Source organism: Paenibacillus sp. J2TS4, assembly GCF_018403245.1.
Classification (GTDB): Bacteria; Bacillota; Bacilli; order Paenibacillales; family NBRC-103111; genus Paenibacillus_L.
In genome coordinates, this window is the sequence record NZ_BOSH01000001.1 from 924,992 (window position 1) to 942,169 (window position 17,178).

13 protein-coding genes are annotated in these 17,178 nt (G+C 49.0%); 10 read left to right on the forward strand and 3 right to left on the reverse strand.

Annotation, left to right across the window (positions count from 1 at the left end; genetic code table 11):
* Positions 1-5 precede the first annotated feature (5 nt).
* The 3 genes from KJS69_RS04025 to KJS69_RS04035 are packed head-to-tail and all read right to left on the reverse strand — an operon-like array spanning position 6 to position 1,746.
* Entirely contained in the window at positions 6-461 is a 456-nt protein-coding gene (locus KJS69_RS04025) for an ABC transporter permease (RefSeq protein ID WP_213581716.1), read from the reverse strand.
* Positions 452-1,186 carry an ABC transporter ATP-binding protein gene (locus KJS69_RS04030; RefSeq protein ID WP_213581718.1) on the reverse strand — a complete coding sequence of 245 codons (735 nt, stop codon included), beginning with the start codon at positions 1,184-1,186 and terminating at the stop codon, positions 452-454. The genes KJS69_RS04025 and KJS69_RS04030 overlap by 10 nt, the downstream gene beginning before the upstream one ends.
* On the reverse strand, positions 1,183-1,746 hold the full coding sequence (locus KJS69_RS04035) for a helix-turn-helix transcriptional regulator (protein WP_213581720.1): 564 nt from the start codon (positions 1,744-1,746) through the stop codon (positions 1,183-1,185). Before KJS69_RS04035 ends, KJS69_RS04030 begins: the two co-directional genes overlap by 4 nt.
* A gap of 526 nt (positions 1,747-2,272) precedes the next feature.
* On the opposite strand from KJS69_RS04035, the gene KJS69_RS04040 reads away from it, so the two are divergent.
* The 10 genes from KJS69_RS04040 (at position 2,273) to KJS69_RS04085 (ending at position 17,176) form a co-directional block, all read left to right on the forward strand.
* A complete protein-coding gene (locus tag KJS69_RS04040; protein ID WP_213581722.1) occupies positions 2,273-3,544 on the forward strand; it encodes an acyl-CoA thioesterase/bile acid-CoA:amino acid N-acyltransferase family protein in 1,272 nt (423 codons plus the stop codon).
* Between the two features lie 29 nt (positions 3,545-3,573).
* On the forward strand, positions 3,574-4,623 hold the full coding sequence (locus KJS69_RS04045; protein WP_213581724.1) for a P-loop NTPase family protein: 1,050 nt from the start codon (positions 3,574-3,576) through the stop codon (positions 4,621-4,623).
* A 603-nt stretch (positions 4,624-5,226) separates the two neighbouring features.
* The gene (gene hisA / locus KJS69_RS04050; protein ID WP_213581726.1) at positions 5,227-5,982 is read left to right on the forward strand and encodes a phosphoribosylformimino-5-aminoimidazole carboxamide ribotide isomerase; all 756 of its coding nucleotides are present in this window, start codon (positions 5,227-5,229) and stop codon (positions 5,980-5,982) included.
* A 168-nt stretch (positions 5,983-6,150) separates the two neighbouring features.
* Entirely contained in the window at positions 6,151-7,350 is a 1,200-nt protein-coding gene (locus KJS69_RS04055) for an MFS transporter (RefSeq protein WP_213581728.1), read from the forward strand.
* A 649-nt stretch (positions 7,351-7,999) separates the two neighbouring features.
* Positions 8,000-8,959 (forward strand): ABC transporter permease, encoded by a 960-nt coding sequence (locus tag KJS69_RS04060; RefSeq protein WP_213581730.1) that lies wholly within the window; start codon positions 8,000-8,002, stop codon positions 8,957-8,959.
* Positions 8,960-8,992: 33 nt separating this feature from the next.
* Positions 8,993-9,871, forward strand: a complete 879-nt coding sequence (locus tag KJS69_RS04065) for a carbohydrate ABC transporter permease (protein ID WP_213581732.1) — start codon at positions 8,993-8,995, stop codon at positions 9,869-9,871.
* Positions 9,872-9,947: 76 nt separating this feature from the next.
* The gene (locus KJS69_RS04070; RefSeq protein ID WP_249730339.1) at positions 9,948-11,534 is read left to right on the forward strand and encodes an extracellular solute-binding protein; all 1,587 of its coding nucleotides are present in this window, start codon (positions 9,948-9,950) and stop codon (positions 11,532-11,534) included.
* A 409-nt stretch (positions 11,535-11,943) separates the two neighbouring features.
* Positions 11,944-13,815, forward strand: a complete 1,872-nt coding sequence (locus KJS69_RS04075) for a hypothetical protein (protein WP_249730340.1) — start codon at positions 11,944-11,946, stop codon at positions 13,813-13,815.
* 194 nt (positions 13,816-14,009) lie between these two features.
* Positions 14,010-15,443, forward strand: coding sequence for an extracellular solute-binding protein (locus KJS69_RS04080; protein ID WP_213581734.1), 1,434 nt, complete (start codon positions 14,010-14,012; stop codon positions 15,441-15,443).
* A 206-nt stretch (positions 15,444-15,649) separates the two neighbouring features.
* Positions 15,650-17,176, forward strand: a complete 1,527-nt coding sequence (locus tag KJS69_RS04085) for an extracellular solute-binding protein (RefSeq protein WP_213581736.1) — start codon at positions 15,650-15,652, stop codon at positions 17,174-17,176.
* The last annotated feature ends 2 nt before the right edge of the window (positions 17,177-17,178 follow it).

Sequence of the window (17,178 nt, forward strand, 5' to 3'; positions counted from 1 at the left end):
GTTTTTTAGTGGATGAAATTAACAGCTTTTCGTATACAAAAAGCCCCTAACGTACCCAGTGCAAGAATGAACAGCAAAATAAGCAGCCGAGCCCCAGAGATCGGGATGCCGTAAATGATCATTCCGACAGCCAAGACGAGGCCGCTAATGGTTAAGCCTAGTACAGTGCGAGCCAACGTTAACGTCAGCACGAACGACAGGGTCGGAAAAGGGGTGACCTTCAGCAGCTTGTAGACACCCCGGCCGCGCTGCTGGTGAACCTGAAAAGCGGTTCCCTGGACGCTCCAGAAGAGTGTGCTTAGCAAGACCGTCCCTGTTAATAGAGTAAAGCGGTATTCCGGCGAGTTGAAATAAATGCCGAGTCCGATCAAGAGCGCGATAGGGAATAAGATTGAATAAAAGAGCGAGATGCGATCTCTTAACGCGGTGGTGATCATGGAGCGAAAAACGGTCATGTACATGCGACGGTAGCCTCCTCCATTGTTAATTTCAAATATAATTCATTGAGATGGCCGACCCCATGCTGCTCACACAGCTGTTCGGGTACACCGCCTGCGATGTGGGAACCGTTATGGATCATTGCGACCCGGTGGGCTAGCTTCTGAACCTCCTCCATATCGTGCGAGGTAAACACGACCGCGGTTCCGGCATCGGCTAAGCTGCGGATGAGCGTATGGATTTCCAATCGGCTGCGGGGATCCAGTGCCGAAGTCGGCTCATCGAGGAACACCAGCTCCGGCTCGTGAACAGTTGCGATGGCAATAGCCAAACGCTTCTGCTGCCCCCCGGACAAACGGGAAGCTTCCGCCTGTGCCACTTCCTCCAGACCGCAAAAACGAAGCAGTTTTTTTCCTTTTTCAGCATCGAGTTTTTTCTTGTAAAATGCTGCAAACAGACGTAAATTTTCGATGCAGCTTAAGCCGGGGAAGAAGGGGGTGGTTTGCAACTGGACGCCGATATGTGCCAAGTAATCTTTGCGCCAATAGGCGACGTTCCCCTGATCGGGCCGGCGGAGACCAAGCAGCATATCGATCGTTGTAGATTTGCCTGCACCGTTCGGCCCGATAACGGCCAATATTTCTCCCGCAAAAACTTGCAGTTCAACTTGATTGACCACTGTGCGCGAGCCGTAGCTTTTCGTCAGCTGTACGGCTTGAAGCAGCATTTCACTTTTACTTATAATCATGGAGCCGCACTCCTTTCTGAAAATAAATCGGGATGTCCCCGGATAATCTCTTCCAATCGGGATAGAAACTTTAATTGAATTTCATAATGATCGTACATATTTTGAAAGGATAGCTGGACAATTTCAGTAAAATCCTTATACGTCACCTTCTTCTTTTCACCAGCTTTCATAAGGGCATACTGCTCTTCAATCGTTCTGCGCTGCTCAGCCAATGCCTCCAAAATAGTTTCTCTCGGCAAGGCGTTCAGAAAAGTAACGGCTGTATAGGTTGTGGTCGGAAAGGTAACAGAGGACTGCCGCAAAGCCTCCTCCAGCATACGGATAAATTCCTCCCGTCCGCGATCGGTAATGCGATAAACCGCCTTGGTTCGGTGACCGGTCTGCTGCACGGCTTCGATTTCGACCAAGCCCTCTTTTTCCATTGTTTTGAACGCATGATAGATTGATCCCGGCAGGATGCCCGTCCACGTGTCGGTTTGGGATTGCTGCAAAATCTGCTGCATCTCATAGCCCGACATCGAATTTTTCGTTAATAAACCTAACACCATGAGCCGTGTCATGCTTTCACCTCCGTTTTAATTCAAGATTGTATAGTCAACGTTGAGTATCGAATCTATTTTAGAATATCATGGCTGGATCTAAGTTGTAAAGACATTATTCCCAAATTATGAGAAATGTTTTTTCCTATACAGGAAGTTGATTTAGGCTCGACCTTGAAATCAGTGCTTGCCTTCCTATACAGCTAAACTAACTGGATTTTATGTCTGTAAATAATCCAGATCAGACGATTTTTGCAATTTAACTGGAAATCTTACAGCTAATTCGAGCCAAATCTAGCCAATCCATCTGTATCCTCAATTCTAACGGTAGGTTTTCCATTTAGTCTGGCTATTTAGCGAACAAAGTACGAACTAACTGTAGAAATTACATTAAACAAGGACCATCTGCCAAAGATACCCGTCAAAGGTATGGACTGTTATGATTTTGAGACTTTATTTAATTTTAATTTGCACAAATTATTTCTTTATAGAGTAAAATGCATTACTGTATAAAGTAATGATGTGAAGTGAGAGGGGAGTTTGGACAATGAAATGGATTATTGAGCCTGAAACAGCGCTGGTGGATCAAAAAGTCGATATTAGATTAACGGGAGTAGAACCTGGCCGGCATGTCACGATTCGTGCCAGAATGAACGAAATGCCCGGAGCGGTCTATGAAGCAGAATCCTATGCCACATTCATAGCAGGGAGCAGCGGTGAAATTAGATTGGATCAAGAAGCGCCGATAGAAGGAACGTACAGCGGTATCGCCCCGATGGGGTTATTCTGGTCTATGGAGGCTTCCAAGGTTCGTTATAATACAACCCGGAAACTGGATCAATTATTGTTTGAGCCCGCCTCGTCAGAAATTATATTAACGGCGGAGATAGACAAGAAGATAGTGATGGAATCCAGGCTGCGGAGACAGTACGTCTGTCCGAATGTGCAGCTTGAAGAAGTTAGAGATAACGGCATCATAGGCAAATACTTTTTCCAACCTGATCAGGCTCAGTCTCCGGGGATTATCGTTCTTGGAGGAGGGGAAGGCGGATTGGGTCCTGCCATGAATTATGCCGCGTTATTCGCTTCTTATGGTCTCCCTGCTCTGGCGCTGGCTTATTTCCGGTTCGAGCATCTTCCGGAGCGGCTCCAGGAAATCCCTCTCGAATATTTTTATTCAGCGATTCAGTGGCTGCGGCAAAGAGAAGAAATTCATCCGGATAAAATAGGTGTGTTTGGGCGTTCCAAAGGAGCGGAACTTTCCCTAATCTTGGGGGCGACTTATCCGGAGATCCGGGCAGTAGCGGCGTCCAGTCCAAGCTCAACCATGTGCATTGGCCATTTTGAACCGGCTGGTCATAATGAATTTAATAAATATTCCTCCTGGTCCTATCAAGGATCGGCTCTGCCGTATGTAACATGGACTAATCAGCAATGCGAGGAAGCCCGAGGCTGTTTCAAGACGGCCACACGCATCGATTGTATTCACAGGGCTGCCTTGGAGCAATGTGACCGATTAGATGAAGTATCCATTCCAGTAGAAAATATAGCGGGTTCTCTCTTGATTATCACTTCCTCGGATGACCACTGGTGGCCAACTGAACTTTATGGCAATAGAATCGCGGATAGATTAAAGGATAAGGGATTCACCCATGCCTTCGAGCACCTTCATTATGAGGGTGCCGGCCATATGATACGTTACCCGTATATTCCGAGCACTCAGCTTACAATGAATGGGGGAACGGCATCTGCCAACGCCCAGGCCTCGGCTGACTCCTGGCAGCGGATCAAACAATTTTTTAAGGCTAGCCTGCAATAAAATATTATACGATTAGAGGGATGTAATCTATGGATGATCTTCAGCTTAATGTTCCGCTTCTCCGTCGTCGGGTCCCCAACTTAACGGTAGCTGCTCGAGCGGCCGGCTTGCGCCCGGCGACGGTTTCCAACCTTTGTACGGGCAAAACCCCTGTCGGACGCGCAGAGGTACGGACTCTGGCCACACTGGCTTCTCTTGCGGGATGTACATTGGACGAATTAATCATTCGAGAGACCAATCGGGGAATGATCGAAACAGGTGTCAAGGTGCTGGACCTGCTGTCCCCCATAGTAAGAGGAGGAACGATCGGTCTGGTAGCCAGACCGGGAACCGGTCAGCTGGTGCTGCTGGCAGAGCTTTTCAACCGAGTGGGTAAACGGGATTATACAACGGTGTTCTGGATGCCTGGGGAGAAAAGCCCGGGGATTGATGAAGTGGCCGCTGAATCGGATGCCGTATGCTCTTCGCTTGACGAAGTGCTGAATAAGATTAGGCGATACAGGGAAGATCGCGACGTAGTGCTCGGGGCGGATCGATCCATCGTCTTGTCCGGCGAGCTATTCCACTTACAGGATCAACTAAAGGAGGCGGGTGCCAGACCCGTGACGATTCTATTAGTGGATCACCGGGGGGAGGCCGTGGATGCAGAGGCGCCTTACGGGCCCTTGGACACTTTGATCAGATTCGATATGGAGCTGCCGACGAGAAAGCTCTACCCGGCGATTGATCCCATCGTTTCCACATCTGTCATATTGGAAGGAGCTCAGCTGGAATCCTCCCATCTGACCATTCAGCAGCGATCGAGAAAGCTGCTCCGCCGTTATCGTGAACTAAGGCCTTTGCTGTCATCCGGGAGTGCCGGGAAAGTTTCCGAGGCAGATCAGGCATTATACGATCGCGGTGAAAGACTGGAAGCTTATCTTTCCCAGCCTTTTTATACTGCAGAGCCGTTCACGCAAAAGCAAGGCCAATGGTGCTCCCTTCAGGAAACACTGGAAGATGTAAGAGTTATTCTTGATGGAGGGGCCGACCATTTAAAGGTAGAAGAGCTTTACTTCATCGGTCGATTGCCTATATAAGAAGAAATGGAATGATAAGTGGCCTAATAAACATCTAAAGGTTTCGACTGAACAGTTGCAAGAACGTGCGATAGTGCAGGTCTTTGAGGGAAGTCTAGTTGAAATCGGCTAATGAAATGCAAATCTGCAGGTGAATTTAGCTATTTGGCTAATATTTCGATTTGGTGGCGATTGACATGCACTTTTGCATGTCTTCTCTTACATTTGCCGGATTCACGCGAATTGACGTGCACTTTTGCACGTCTTCTTTGATTAGTCGATATCGCTAATTACATGCTATAGCGTGCTTTGATGCGACGCCGCACGCGCTTTGAGGCTGATCGCGGTGTTTTTAAGAGACTCTCCCACAATCGTAGAGGCGAAGATGAATATTTATAGGTGCACTTCGCCGTTTTTTCAACACGCTCCTAAAGTTTCGCTGAAATCGGCAAAATCTGATATGATGAATGGGATAGCCTGGACTCCAGTATTCTAGGCAGGGATTAGCGAGTTTTTCTTATAGCACCGCTAACAGACGGTATGTGTCTAATGTTTGTTCCGTATGGGAAGCTATAGCTCATACTCTTATTCATACTTATTACCTTCACTGAAAGGATGTCCTATATGCAGTTTAGACCTTGTATTGATCTTCACGATGGAAAGGTGAAACAAATCGTTGGTTCCAGTCTGAATGATGGAAGCAGTGAATCGTTGGTAACTAATTTTGAAGCTGAAATGTCCGCGGCCGACTATGCCCGATTGTATGCCAAGGATGGTCTGGTTGGAGGCCATGTCATTAAGCTGGGCCCAGGCAATGAGGAGGCGGCCTTGTCCGCACTGCAAGCTTATCCTGGCGGATTGCAAATAGGCGGCGGAATCAACGCGGATAACGCGAAACAATATATCGAAGCAGGCGCTAGTCATGTCATTGTCACCTCTTATGTCTTTCAGAACGGGCAAATCGATTTTGAGCGATTGACCCAGCTTGTGAGCATAGTGGGTAAAGAAAGACTGGTTCTGGATTTAAGCTGCCGCAAACGGGAGGATACTTATTTTGTAGTAACGGATCGCTGGCAGAAATTTACGTCTTATGAAATTACTAAGGAAAATTTGGACGAACTGTCCGCCTACTGCGCTGAATTTTTGATTCATGCCGTCGATGTAGAGGGGCTGTGTCGAGGAATCGAAACGGACTTGGTGAAGAAGCTCGGTGCTTGGGTGACTATTCCAACGACTTATGCGGGCGGGGTCTCGCAGTTTGCGGACTTGGATTTGGTTAAGGAGCTCGGCCAGGGAAGGATTGATTTGACGATCGGCAGCGCGCTTGACATCTTTGGCGGCACGATTCCTTATCGGGACGTCGTACAATGGAAGGGTTAGCCTGTTAGATAGACTCATCGAGGTCGGGCAAGCACGGATTATAATGAAAGCTCTCAAGAAAGCTTAACGTTGGAGCAGATTGCCCATCGCTTAAGCTTTGCTCGTTTATGGATATCAAGAGCGCGTGGTATCCGCGCCAGGGATGACTTATGAAGGGAATGGATCAGGATGGCCCATCCGGGAGAAACCAGGCAATTTTTCATCCTTAAAATGTTTAATTTTTTTATTTACGCGACGATTGCCATCTTATTTACCTTCCTTCCTCTTTACTTCAAGGAAATGGGCTTGGAGACGATACAAATAGGGATGATCATGGCCGGCGGGCCGTTCATATCCATTATTGCGAACCCGTTCTGGGGCTACTGGAGCGATCGATTGCAAAATATACGGCGAATTCTGGTGATCATGCTGCTCGGCAACCTGATCGTTATCCAGGCTGTCTTTCATTGGAGCGGATCTGGCATTCTTGTGCCTGCGATGATTGTCTTCTTTTTCTTTCAGAGCCCTCTATTTTCTCAGAGCAACTCTCTCATACTGAATGCTATCGAAGGAACGAGCTACCGGTTTGGCGCTTTTCGGTTATGGGGCTCTTTGGGCTGGGCGGTATCCGCGGTTGCCGCCGGGTGGCTGCTTCAGGGCATTGGCCTCGATAGGCTGGGGCCGGTATACAGCCTTCTGCTTATCTGTTCTCTGGCCTTTACGTTCGGACTGCCCCGAGGGAATGCGACCGCCATCGGGCAGATTCCTAATAAAGGCTACAGAGCCCTCTTTGCAAATAAATATTTTATCGCCTTTTTGTTGTTAGGAGTGCTTATTTCGATTCCTAACTCAATCAATTCCACCTTTGTTTCGCTCTATATTGCAGAGCTGGGCGGGACGGAATCGATGATCGGCTGGTCGGCGTTTTTATCTGCCGCATTTGAAGCGCCCGTCTTTTTACTGTTGGACAGATATTTGAAAAGAAATCCGGTAACGATGATCGCCTGCTTGGTCCTGGTCTGCCTGTTGTTTGCGATCCGCTGGTTTCTAATGTCTGCCGTAACCGGGGCAGGTCAAATCGTGTTGACTCAAATTCTCCACTGCGTTTCCTTCGGCAGCTATTATTACATCGGAACTCAATTGACGGCGCAGATGGTTCCGAGAGAACTCAGAGCGACCGGACAAGCAGCCTATGCTCTTACCTGGGCAGGAGTTTCCGGGATTGTGGCAGGAGTGGTCGGCGGGTGGCTGTTCTCGGCGGTCGGGCCAAGAACGATGTACGGTATCGGAGCAGGGATATCTCTATTAGGAATGATCGGCTTCGCTATCCTCTGGCGCCAGATGAGCAAAGGAGCGGGAAAGAATGTACACAAGCCGTTGTCGGCTTAGGGGGCAGGCTGCGTCCGATGGTACGATTGTAGCCAATATTATTCAAGAGAGATTTATCACCCGTGATGGAGAAAGAAAGAAGTCTCTGCCAATTTCCTTAAGCGAATCATTCGTCTCCTCCTCTTGATTTTACCGTCTACAAGTTAATCCCAAATTCCCTCGCAGACCCTGTGTTGGCCCACCAATACAGGGTTATATGCTTTTTCGGCCGGGCCTTTCCCATATTCCTTAACTATATTTTAATAATGGATTGACACCGTTCCCAACTATATATATTATCTATATGTACCTGTAAATTATTTGTCTATATCTAATTGTAAAGCGCTTTAATTTGTTGTGTTGTGAAGAGGATCGACAGGGGAAGGGGTCACAGCTTTTCAGACGGCGGAAGCGGTCTGACATCTGGAAAATTAGCACAGGCCCTCAGCAAGACATCCATAGAAAATGGAGCAGGCACAGCAAGATGCCTAAACATCCATACAAAATGGAGCAGGTCCGCGAGGAAGATGTCAGCATTGGTTTGGATCGGAAGAAAGCAAGCGCGTGATGGAATTATCTCGGATACGCGGAGGTGAATCATTGACAGTCAGGCCATTTCCGTGACGCCGACCGAATCCAAAATGTAAATGATTAAGGGGAGACTGTTTGTATGAAGGATACAGCCGTTCAAACTCAAAGAGCCGGACAACTTAAAACAGGACGGTGGAAAGGTTTAAAACGAAGGATGTGGCGGGAAAGATATATTTATTTTTTGCTGCTTCCGGGTGTTCTGTATTTCATTATTTACAAGTACGTGCCGATGGCGGGGCTGATTATCGCCTTTCAGGATTTCAATCCTTTTACAAGCATCTGGTCTAATGATTGGATCGGCTTCAAAAACTTTATCCGGATCTTTGAAGATAAGGAAGTCGTTAATGTCGTATGGAACACGATTAACATTTCTTTATTGCAGATCCTGATGGCTTTTCCCATCTCGATTGTTTTGGCGCTGATGCTGAATGAATTGCGCAATGAAACCTATAAGCGGATCGTTCAGTCCATGGTTTATTTGCCTCACTTTTTGTCCTGGGTTGTAGTGGTCGGTATTTTTGTAGTGTTCTTGCGCGGAGAAGGGTTGATCAATAAATTTCTTGTCGACACCTTGAATTGGAAGCAAATTCCTTTCTTGACGGACCCGGCATTATTCAAGCCCGTAATCATTGCCCAGATTATCTGGAAGGAATCGGGCTGGAGCACGATTATATTTCTGGCGGCCTTGGCGGGAGTCAATCCACAGCTCTATGAAGCGGCTGTAATGGACGGAGCGAGCCGTTGGAGACAAATTTGGCACGTTACCTTGCCGGCTATTCGCAGCGTCATCGTCATCCTGTTTATTTTGCGGTTGGGCAGCGTGATGGACACGGGCTTTGAGCAGATCTTCTTAATGTTGAACCCGTTCAATATGGAAACAGGCAATGTTCTCGACACCTATGTTTACTTCAAAGGGATTCAGCAAGGGGATGTAAGCTTCGCTACTGCAGTCGGCATGTTTAAAGGGCTGGTTGGATTAGTGCTGGTTATGGCGGCGAACCGGATCGCCAAGCGTTTCGGAGAAGACGGATTATATTAAGACATTAGGATAATTAAAAGGTGGCTTCAAGAGATGATCAAACGTACCTTTTCCGATAAGCTCGTTGACGGCATCAATATCATTCTGCTGGCTGTCATCGGATTATCGATGCTATTTCCTTTCCTGCATATCTTTTCAGTTTCGTTCTCATCGCTCAAAGACGTGCTCGAAAGAGATTTCATACTGTGGCCAAGAGAATGGGTCAGCGATGCTTATCAGACCATTATTGCGTCCAACAATTTTATTCGTTCCCTGGGAGTAACCGCTTACGTCACCATAGTCGGGACGATCGTCAACCTGTTTTTTACCGCAACGATGGGTTATGCGCTTACCCGCAATGTTCTTGGGCAGCGTGTCATTCTAATGATGGTCGTATTTACGATTTTATTCTCGGCAGGCATGATCCCCACTTATTTGGTCGTTAAAGCGACAGGTTTAATTAATTCGTTGTGGGCGCTAATTATTCCAACAGCGATAAGCTCTTTTAATCTGATTGTTTTTAGACAATTCTTTCTGAGCATACCGAATGAATTGAATGAGGCGGCTCTTATCGACGGCGCTAATGAGCTGCGGGTGTTTTTCTCCATTATCCTGCCTCTGTCCAAACCATCCTTGGCCGCATTTGGACTGTTCTATGCCGTCACCCATTGGAATACGTATTTCACCGGTATTCTGTACCTGAATGATTCTGCCAAATGGCCGATTCAGGTCATTCTGCGTCAAATTGTTATTGTGAATGAGCCGACGGCCGCGCTTGGGGCGGAAGCGATGATGCTGATGGAGAATCCCCCGCCGCCCGTTACTATTCAGATGGCTGCGATTCTGCTTGCCACACTGCCGATTCTCGTCGTTTATCCGTTTCTGCAAAAGCATTTTGCGAAGGGAGTGATGCTCGGATCGGTCAAAGGATAGAAGCATCATCGTAATCGGAATAGTAAGGAATTATATTTAAGTGTGGATGCATGATGATGAGGAGGGGTTCTAAACAATGAAGCGCAATAAACAATTTCTGTTAGCCTTGGCCTTGATGATGACGGTTACGGCGTGCAGCTCCGGTTCAGGATCAGGGTCAGGTTCCGAAGCGGGGAAGGAAGAAGGCAAGGAACCGGCAACCCAGGTTGACAAGAAACATAAAATTACCGGAATTACTTATATCTTTGGCAACCCGCCGCCAGCTAGCGGGGAAGGTCAGAAGAAGCTCAATGAACGCTTCAACGTCGATTATAAGGTGGATAAAGTTCCCCAGGAGAACTTTGTGGAGAAATTGACCGCTATCGTATCCGGCGGCGATATTCCGGATATGATCGGTTTCCGCCCCAATGATCTGGCCTTGTTCCAGAAATGGGCCGGGCAAAAGGCCTTCCTCCCGCTGGACGAATATATCGACAAGTACGAATCGTTCAAAGCGGTTCCGAAGGAAGTCTGGGATCAGTTCAGAATCGATGGCAAAATATACGGGATTCCGTCCTGGGCTCCGCTGGAAGGCAATTCCTTCATGATCCGCAAAGATTGGTTGGACAATCTGGGACTGGAAATGCCGACCAGCTATGAAGAGCTGAAAGAGGTTGCGATCGCATTCGCCAAGAACGATCCGGATCAAAATGGCAAGGATGACACTTACGGATTGGCCATCGGGCAAAACATCAATCCCGACTTCGCTATGGGACCTTACTGGCAATACAACACCTGGTATCATCAGGACGCGGATGGAAACTACATCCCCGGAATTATGTCGGAGGGACGCAAGGAAATCGTTCAATTCCTGCATGACCTGCATCAAGAAAAAGCGATCACGTCCGATTTTGCGGTACTGAATTGGGCCGACACGAATGATGTGTTCTATAAAGGAAAAGCCGGAGTCTTCCTGGTTGCCCCTCGCGGAATGTCCCAGGCGTACATGGAAGGTTTGCTGCAGCTTTATCCGGATGCCGAATTCGCTGTCATTCCGCCATTTGAAGCTCCGGACGGAAGCCAAGGCTTTACGGCGGGAACAGGCTTCGCGCGCTTCAATGCTTTTAGCGCCCAGCTAGCCAAAGATCCGGATAAACTGGCCAAAATTTTCGAGATGCATGATTTCTCCAGAACGTTCTATCCTTCTTCCGAGCAGAATGCCTCTAATGCGGATTTTGACTGGTTCTATGGGGGAGAGAACGTAGGGTATAACATTGAAAACGGCAAACGTGTCATGCTTAAACCGGAGGAAGGAATAGATCCGGCCGCTTATTTCCAGGACAACACCAACTGGATTCCAAGCAATGTCGATCCCGAGTTTGATAAAGCATATACCGAGCCGAAGCTGGTTCAAGTCACTAAAGATTTGATGGCGATTAATGGCGAAATGAAACGCTACTTCCCGCCGAACTATGGAATTATTTCCGAAACAGAGAACCTGAAAGGAGCCGAGCTGCTCACCTTCATGATGAACGAGCAGACGAAGATGATCGCCGGGCAGCGTCCGATTTCCGATTGGGATGCTCTGGTGGAGGAGTATTTAAAACGCGGCGGAGCCGATATCATTAAAGAAATCAATGACGGAATCAAGGAACGCGGTTATAGTGAAAGGATATGGAAATAACTTGCGGTTTTCTTCCGCCACCATATAGTCTTAATGAAAACAGAAGAGGGGCAGCTTATGCCTCTCTTCCTGTTAATGTCCATAGTCGGCAATAAAAGATTTATATATAAATTGAACTAAAGAATTCATAGATCATGGAGTGGAGAAAGAAAGATGCTTCCAGGGCGAGTTTTGGCTTTGTATTCCAACCATCCGAAGGCCCATCTATATTGAAGGAATCTGTTGGTTTCGGGGTCCCCGAAAAGTACCTGGAATTGCTTCGAAGCTCATCTTCACTTTTTGGGGAAGGAGTATGATGTTTGAAGCTTCGGAGGCACTTTCCTTCGGAACGGAATGATCGCTTTCTTTAGTGCCACTTATTATAGAATGAAGGACAGCTGCATGAAGCAAAGGCAAAGGGGGAAGGATTGTGGGGGCATTCCATTATTTGGGGACGCCGGTTCGTGCGGATGAAACCCGTTCGGCGGCCGTCTGTCGAAATGCAGAGGGAAAGGAACGAGTCGTCATCGCTGCTCGCGGTTATGTGCTGATTGTAGATCCGGTCTCCGGGGAGTGCAAGCAGCTGCCATTTCCGGAGGGGCAGATCGACTATCCATTTGCTTCGATGAGCGACAGCTCCGGCTTGTTATACACAGGGGCAGGCCGAATGCTGATGGTGCTCGATCCGTTTGGCGCCGAGTTCGTTTGGTGGTTCAATGGCGAGCAGATTCCGGAGGAAGAGATTCTTGGATTCGCGTTCGTGGAGACCGAGGATAACATCGTCTACGCGACCACCTATCCGGGCTGCAAGCTGCTGAAGGTAGATCCGGCAGCGGGTGAGTGCACTTTAGCAACTCGGCTGGATCCGGAGCAAAAATACGCGATGACCCTGGCTGCCGATTGCCAAGGCTGGATTTATGCGGGGATCGGCACGAAGGAAGCACTCCTCTGTGCTTATCATCCCGCTTCGGGTACACGGATTCATCCGGCAGCCGATGAGCTTGGGGCAGCGGGCGGCTCTGCGGTATCCGGCAGCGGCCAGGTTCACCGAGGAAGCGATGGCGAAGTCTATGCCAGCTTGCCGGCCGTGCATGCTGAAGCGAAGGACGGACAGGAGGCAGCGCCTCGCTGGTTCCGGCTGCATGGGGGTCAGGCCCTTCCGGTGGCGGCCGAGGAAGTGGCTCCGTCTGTGTATGCCGGAAGCGGGTATCAGAAGCTGCACCGGAATTTGTCCGGAGGCCGGCGCATCGTTGCCTGGCAGTTGGCCGAAGGTGAGCTCGTCATCGAGGAAGCGGATGGGCGGATGACGGTGCTGCCATTGCAATACGACGGGTCAGGGACAGCGCTCTCCCCTATCATTGGCGGACCGGACGGCCGCTTGTACGGCACTTCCAATCATCCTCTGCATCTTTACCGTTATGACCCGAAGAATAAAGAGCTGACCAACTTTGGGGCCAAGGTTGTGGAGGGGGGCGGAGGCGGCAATATTTGTGCTTATGCAGCGCAAGGTCCGATACTGCTGGGAGCGGCTTATGCCGGTGGCAAGGTCTATCTTCTGGATACGCGTAAAGATCCGAGTCCGCAGAGAGGAACACCGGGCAACCCAAGGCTGATCTACGCCGACGACTCGATTCATCGGCCGCGTTGTGCCGCTGCTCATTCGGATGGGGAGCATATTCTTTATGGCGGCTTTCCCGGGTATGGGGCCGTTGGCGGAGGACTGGGAGTAGTTCATGTCGCGAGCGAGACGGTGACCATCTACCCTCACGATCAAATAGTGCCGTTCCAGAGCACTCTGGGCCTGGCTGTCTTAAGTACAGGAGGCGTGATCGGCGGCACCAGCATCGAAACGCCCGGCGGGGCGGAGCCGATCGCCCGGGAAGCGGTGCTGTATCGCTTGAATTGGCAGAGCCGCCGGGTCGAACGCCGCTGGACACCGGTACCGGGAGCCAAGGAAATTTCACTGATCGCCTGTGATTCCCAGGATCGTATTCATGGGCTGACGTCCGACTCGATTTATTTCGTCTTTGATCCGCATCGGGAGTGCTTGCTTGCCAGCCGAGATTTGTCGGACTGGGGACGGATCGTCAGGCAAGGACTTATCCCTGTCCAGCAGGGTGGCCAATGGAGCTTATACGGTTTGTTAAGCGGTGCGCTGTTTCGGATCGATCCGGACCTATGCGAGCCCGTTCTGCTGTCGGCTACTCCGAAGGAAGCCACTAGCGGGTTGGTATATATAGCGGGAAGCCTATTTTTTGGCTGCGGCAGCGAGCTTTGGCAGTATGAGGAGACGACCGAATAGAGCGGCAGAGGCAGCATCAGATCCGAATTATCACGATTAGAGGAGTATGTCCAGTTGGTCCGCCATTTCACCACATTTTTAAGGCAGATAACATCTATTTCTCACTATCTATAATAATTAAGCATAAATGGTAACGGCAACCAAGCCGTGTTATACTGATAGATAGATTAAGATATGTATAGGAGCGGTATACAATGCTGCGCAGAAGAAACAATTTTCAAGAAAGATATAATCGGTTTCTTCAAGAGTTGAGAGATGAGATTGTGAGCGGGGAACTGGCTCCAGGGGAGTATATATTACCGGAAGGCGCACTGGGCGAAAAATACGGGATGAGCCGCATGTCGATCCGCAAAGCGCTGTCTGAACTGGTCGAGGATGGAATGATCGAGAAGATCCCTGGCAAAGGAAACCGCATTACGACTCCCGCCGGCGAACAACCCCCCATCCTATTGAAGCTCGCATGGTTCTCCAATTCTTATGAAATCGGTATCGTCCGGCGTATTTTGACCGCTTTCGAGGCCAAATATCCGAACGTAAAGGTCGAGCTAATCTTGCTCCCGGAGGACGAATATACGGATTCGGTCATTCGTATGATCGAGCAGGAGCAGAGTCCGGACGTTTTTATGCTGTCAGATCAGCATGTCCGGGAGTGGATAGATTCCGGCAAGACCGATTACGTGACGGGTTATGTTCCTGAGCATTTGGATCCACAGGAAACCAGCTATCCACAGATTTTCGAGATTTTTATGAACGGGGAGCGGATGCTGGCCGCACCTTTCATTTTTTCCCCGGTAGTCATCGTTTATAATCGATCGATTTTCAAGCAGAATGGAATTAATGAGGAGCCGCAGCTCAAGGACTGGAGCGATTTGTTGGATTTTGCCAAACGATGTACCCGTGACATCAACGAAGACGGTGTAGTAGAACAGTACGGCTTCTGCTTCTCCTCCTCCATGAACCGTTGGCCGGTCTTTTTGCTCCAGAACGGCGGGGAATTGATGGCTAACGGGCGGAGTACTCTATCCAGGCAAGAAAACATAGAAGCTCTCGGCTTCTGCACCTCGCTTATGTATGAACACAAAGTATCGCCGATTTATTCTCACGGCAGCAGTCATTTAGCGGAAAGCCTGTTCGTGAAGGAACGGGTGGCGATGATTATGACGACCTATTATTTTATGAATGAATTTCGCGACCAGTCCATTGAATGGGACGTGCTCCCGGTGCCAAAGCAGCAGGAGCAGGCTACTCTGTTATTAGGGGGAGGCCTGGCAATTAACTCCGTATCCGAGCATATGAAGCTAAGCCAGAGACTGGTTGAGTTCATGACGGGAACCGAAGCCCAGACCCTGATTAAACGTTACGGCTGCACCATACCGGTTCTAAGATCGGTGGCGGAGAACGATGACCTGCTTGACCCGGCCATTCATCCGGCGCATTACGGCCGTTTTCTCGACGTGCTTCCTTATTCACGCTCGCTAAAGAGCCTGCAGTTAAGTCAAAGTGAGACCACCAGGCTGTTCGATGAACTGAACCTGTTGTGGGCGGGGATGGAGAAGCCCGAGGAGGCCTGTTTGCGGATTGAAAAGAAATTAAATGAGCTTAGGAAGAAAAAGCAGCCGCTTGCATAAAAGGAGGCGGCTGTTTTTTTTTATTTTTAGAAAAAAAGTGGGGGATTCCTTCTTGACGGATGTCGTTGGATCGTTCAAAGTGAAAGTCATGAGAGTACCATATTAAGTAACTGCAGACATCTATTTTTTGGAAACGCATACAGGTACAATGACTATACATCTTACTTCTGGTATTCTCGTTAAACAATACAGCAAGGAGTAAGGATATGAATAATCGCCATTCCAGTACGATCGTTCTCCGATTACTGGTATTTTCTGTTGCCGGATGGCTGCTGGCCTCCTGTTCCTGGCTGACCTCAGGCGGGGATGACGGCAAGAGCGAACGGAAGCATGGAATTCTGCCTCATCAAAAAATTCGCATTGTCATCAATAGTCTGGGCTACACCTTTCCTGAAGGGATGAATGAGAATAACAATCCGTACCTCGATTATATCAAGGAGGGCACTAATCTGGACATTGACGTCGTTTTGCCTCCGATCGATGCTTACCATGAAATGCTTAATGTCATTATGACGTCAGGAGACTTGCCGGATATGATCAATACAAGCAATTCCGGCTTTCTGTCCAATTATGTGAAGCGGGATGCTATTATGCCGCTAGATGAATATATCGATTTGTACGGCCCCGATTTGAAAAGGCTTATTCCGCAGGAAGCATGGGAGCAGGTCACCTTTGATGGGAAAATATATGCCATCCCCAGCTTGAATGAAGTGATGGGGACGGAAATTATGTATGTCCGCAAGGATTGGCTAGACAATCTGGGGCTGGAGCCTCCGGAGACGCTGGAAGAATACGTGGAAGTGATGAAGAGATTTGCCGAGAGCGATCCGGATGGCAATGACAGCCTGGACACGATAGGTTTATCCATTACGGAGAATCTTGGCCGAACCGCTCCATTCTTCGGCGCCTTCGGGACGCAGAAGAGTGCATGGTATGAGCGTGACGGAGAATTAGTTTACTCCGGCATTCTTCCAGAAACGAAGGAAGCGCTCGCTTTTTTGTCCGGACTGTACAGGGATCAACTGCTGGATCCGGAATTTCCGCTTAACAAGACCAAGACATTGGAGGAAAAAATAATTTCCGGCAAGGTAGGCCTTTTCTCGGCAGCTTGGTTCGACACAAGGGGACCGATCGAAGAGAGCCGGAAGAGCGATCCGAAGGCCGAGTGGATTCCGCTCGAATATCCGGTAGGCAAAGACGGGCACCGAGGAACCTATAGCACTTCGCTGGTTCGTTCCTACAACGTCATTCCGGCAACGAGCTCCAACCCGGAAGGAGTGGTCACTTTCCTGAACTTTATCGCGGGGGAAGGGCATAAAACGTTAAAGCTCGGGTTCGAGAACGAAGTCTGGATCAAGAGGGACGGCAAAATGATCAGCAACTTCGCGGAGCATGACAGACAGAAATACCGGGGAATCTATGGCGCGCTTTGTGACACGGTGGAGCTGGATGTGAGCAAGGACAGGCTGGATTCGTTGGGAGAGCATTTTCACCTGTGGGACAATATTGAGAAGGTTCACGCCAATTTGATTAAAAACCAATTCGAATCGGCCCCGACTCCGGCCATGGGCAAATATAACACCAAGCTGCAGCAGCTTCAGGATGAAACGTTCACCAAAATCGTTGTCGGAACCCTTCCGTTGGACGAATTCGACAGCTTCGTAGAAAGGTGGAAGCGGGAAGGCGGGAACGAAATAACAGAAGAAGTGAACGAGTGGTACAAGAATAAATAGGA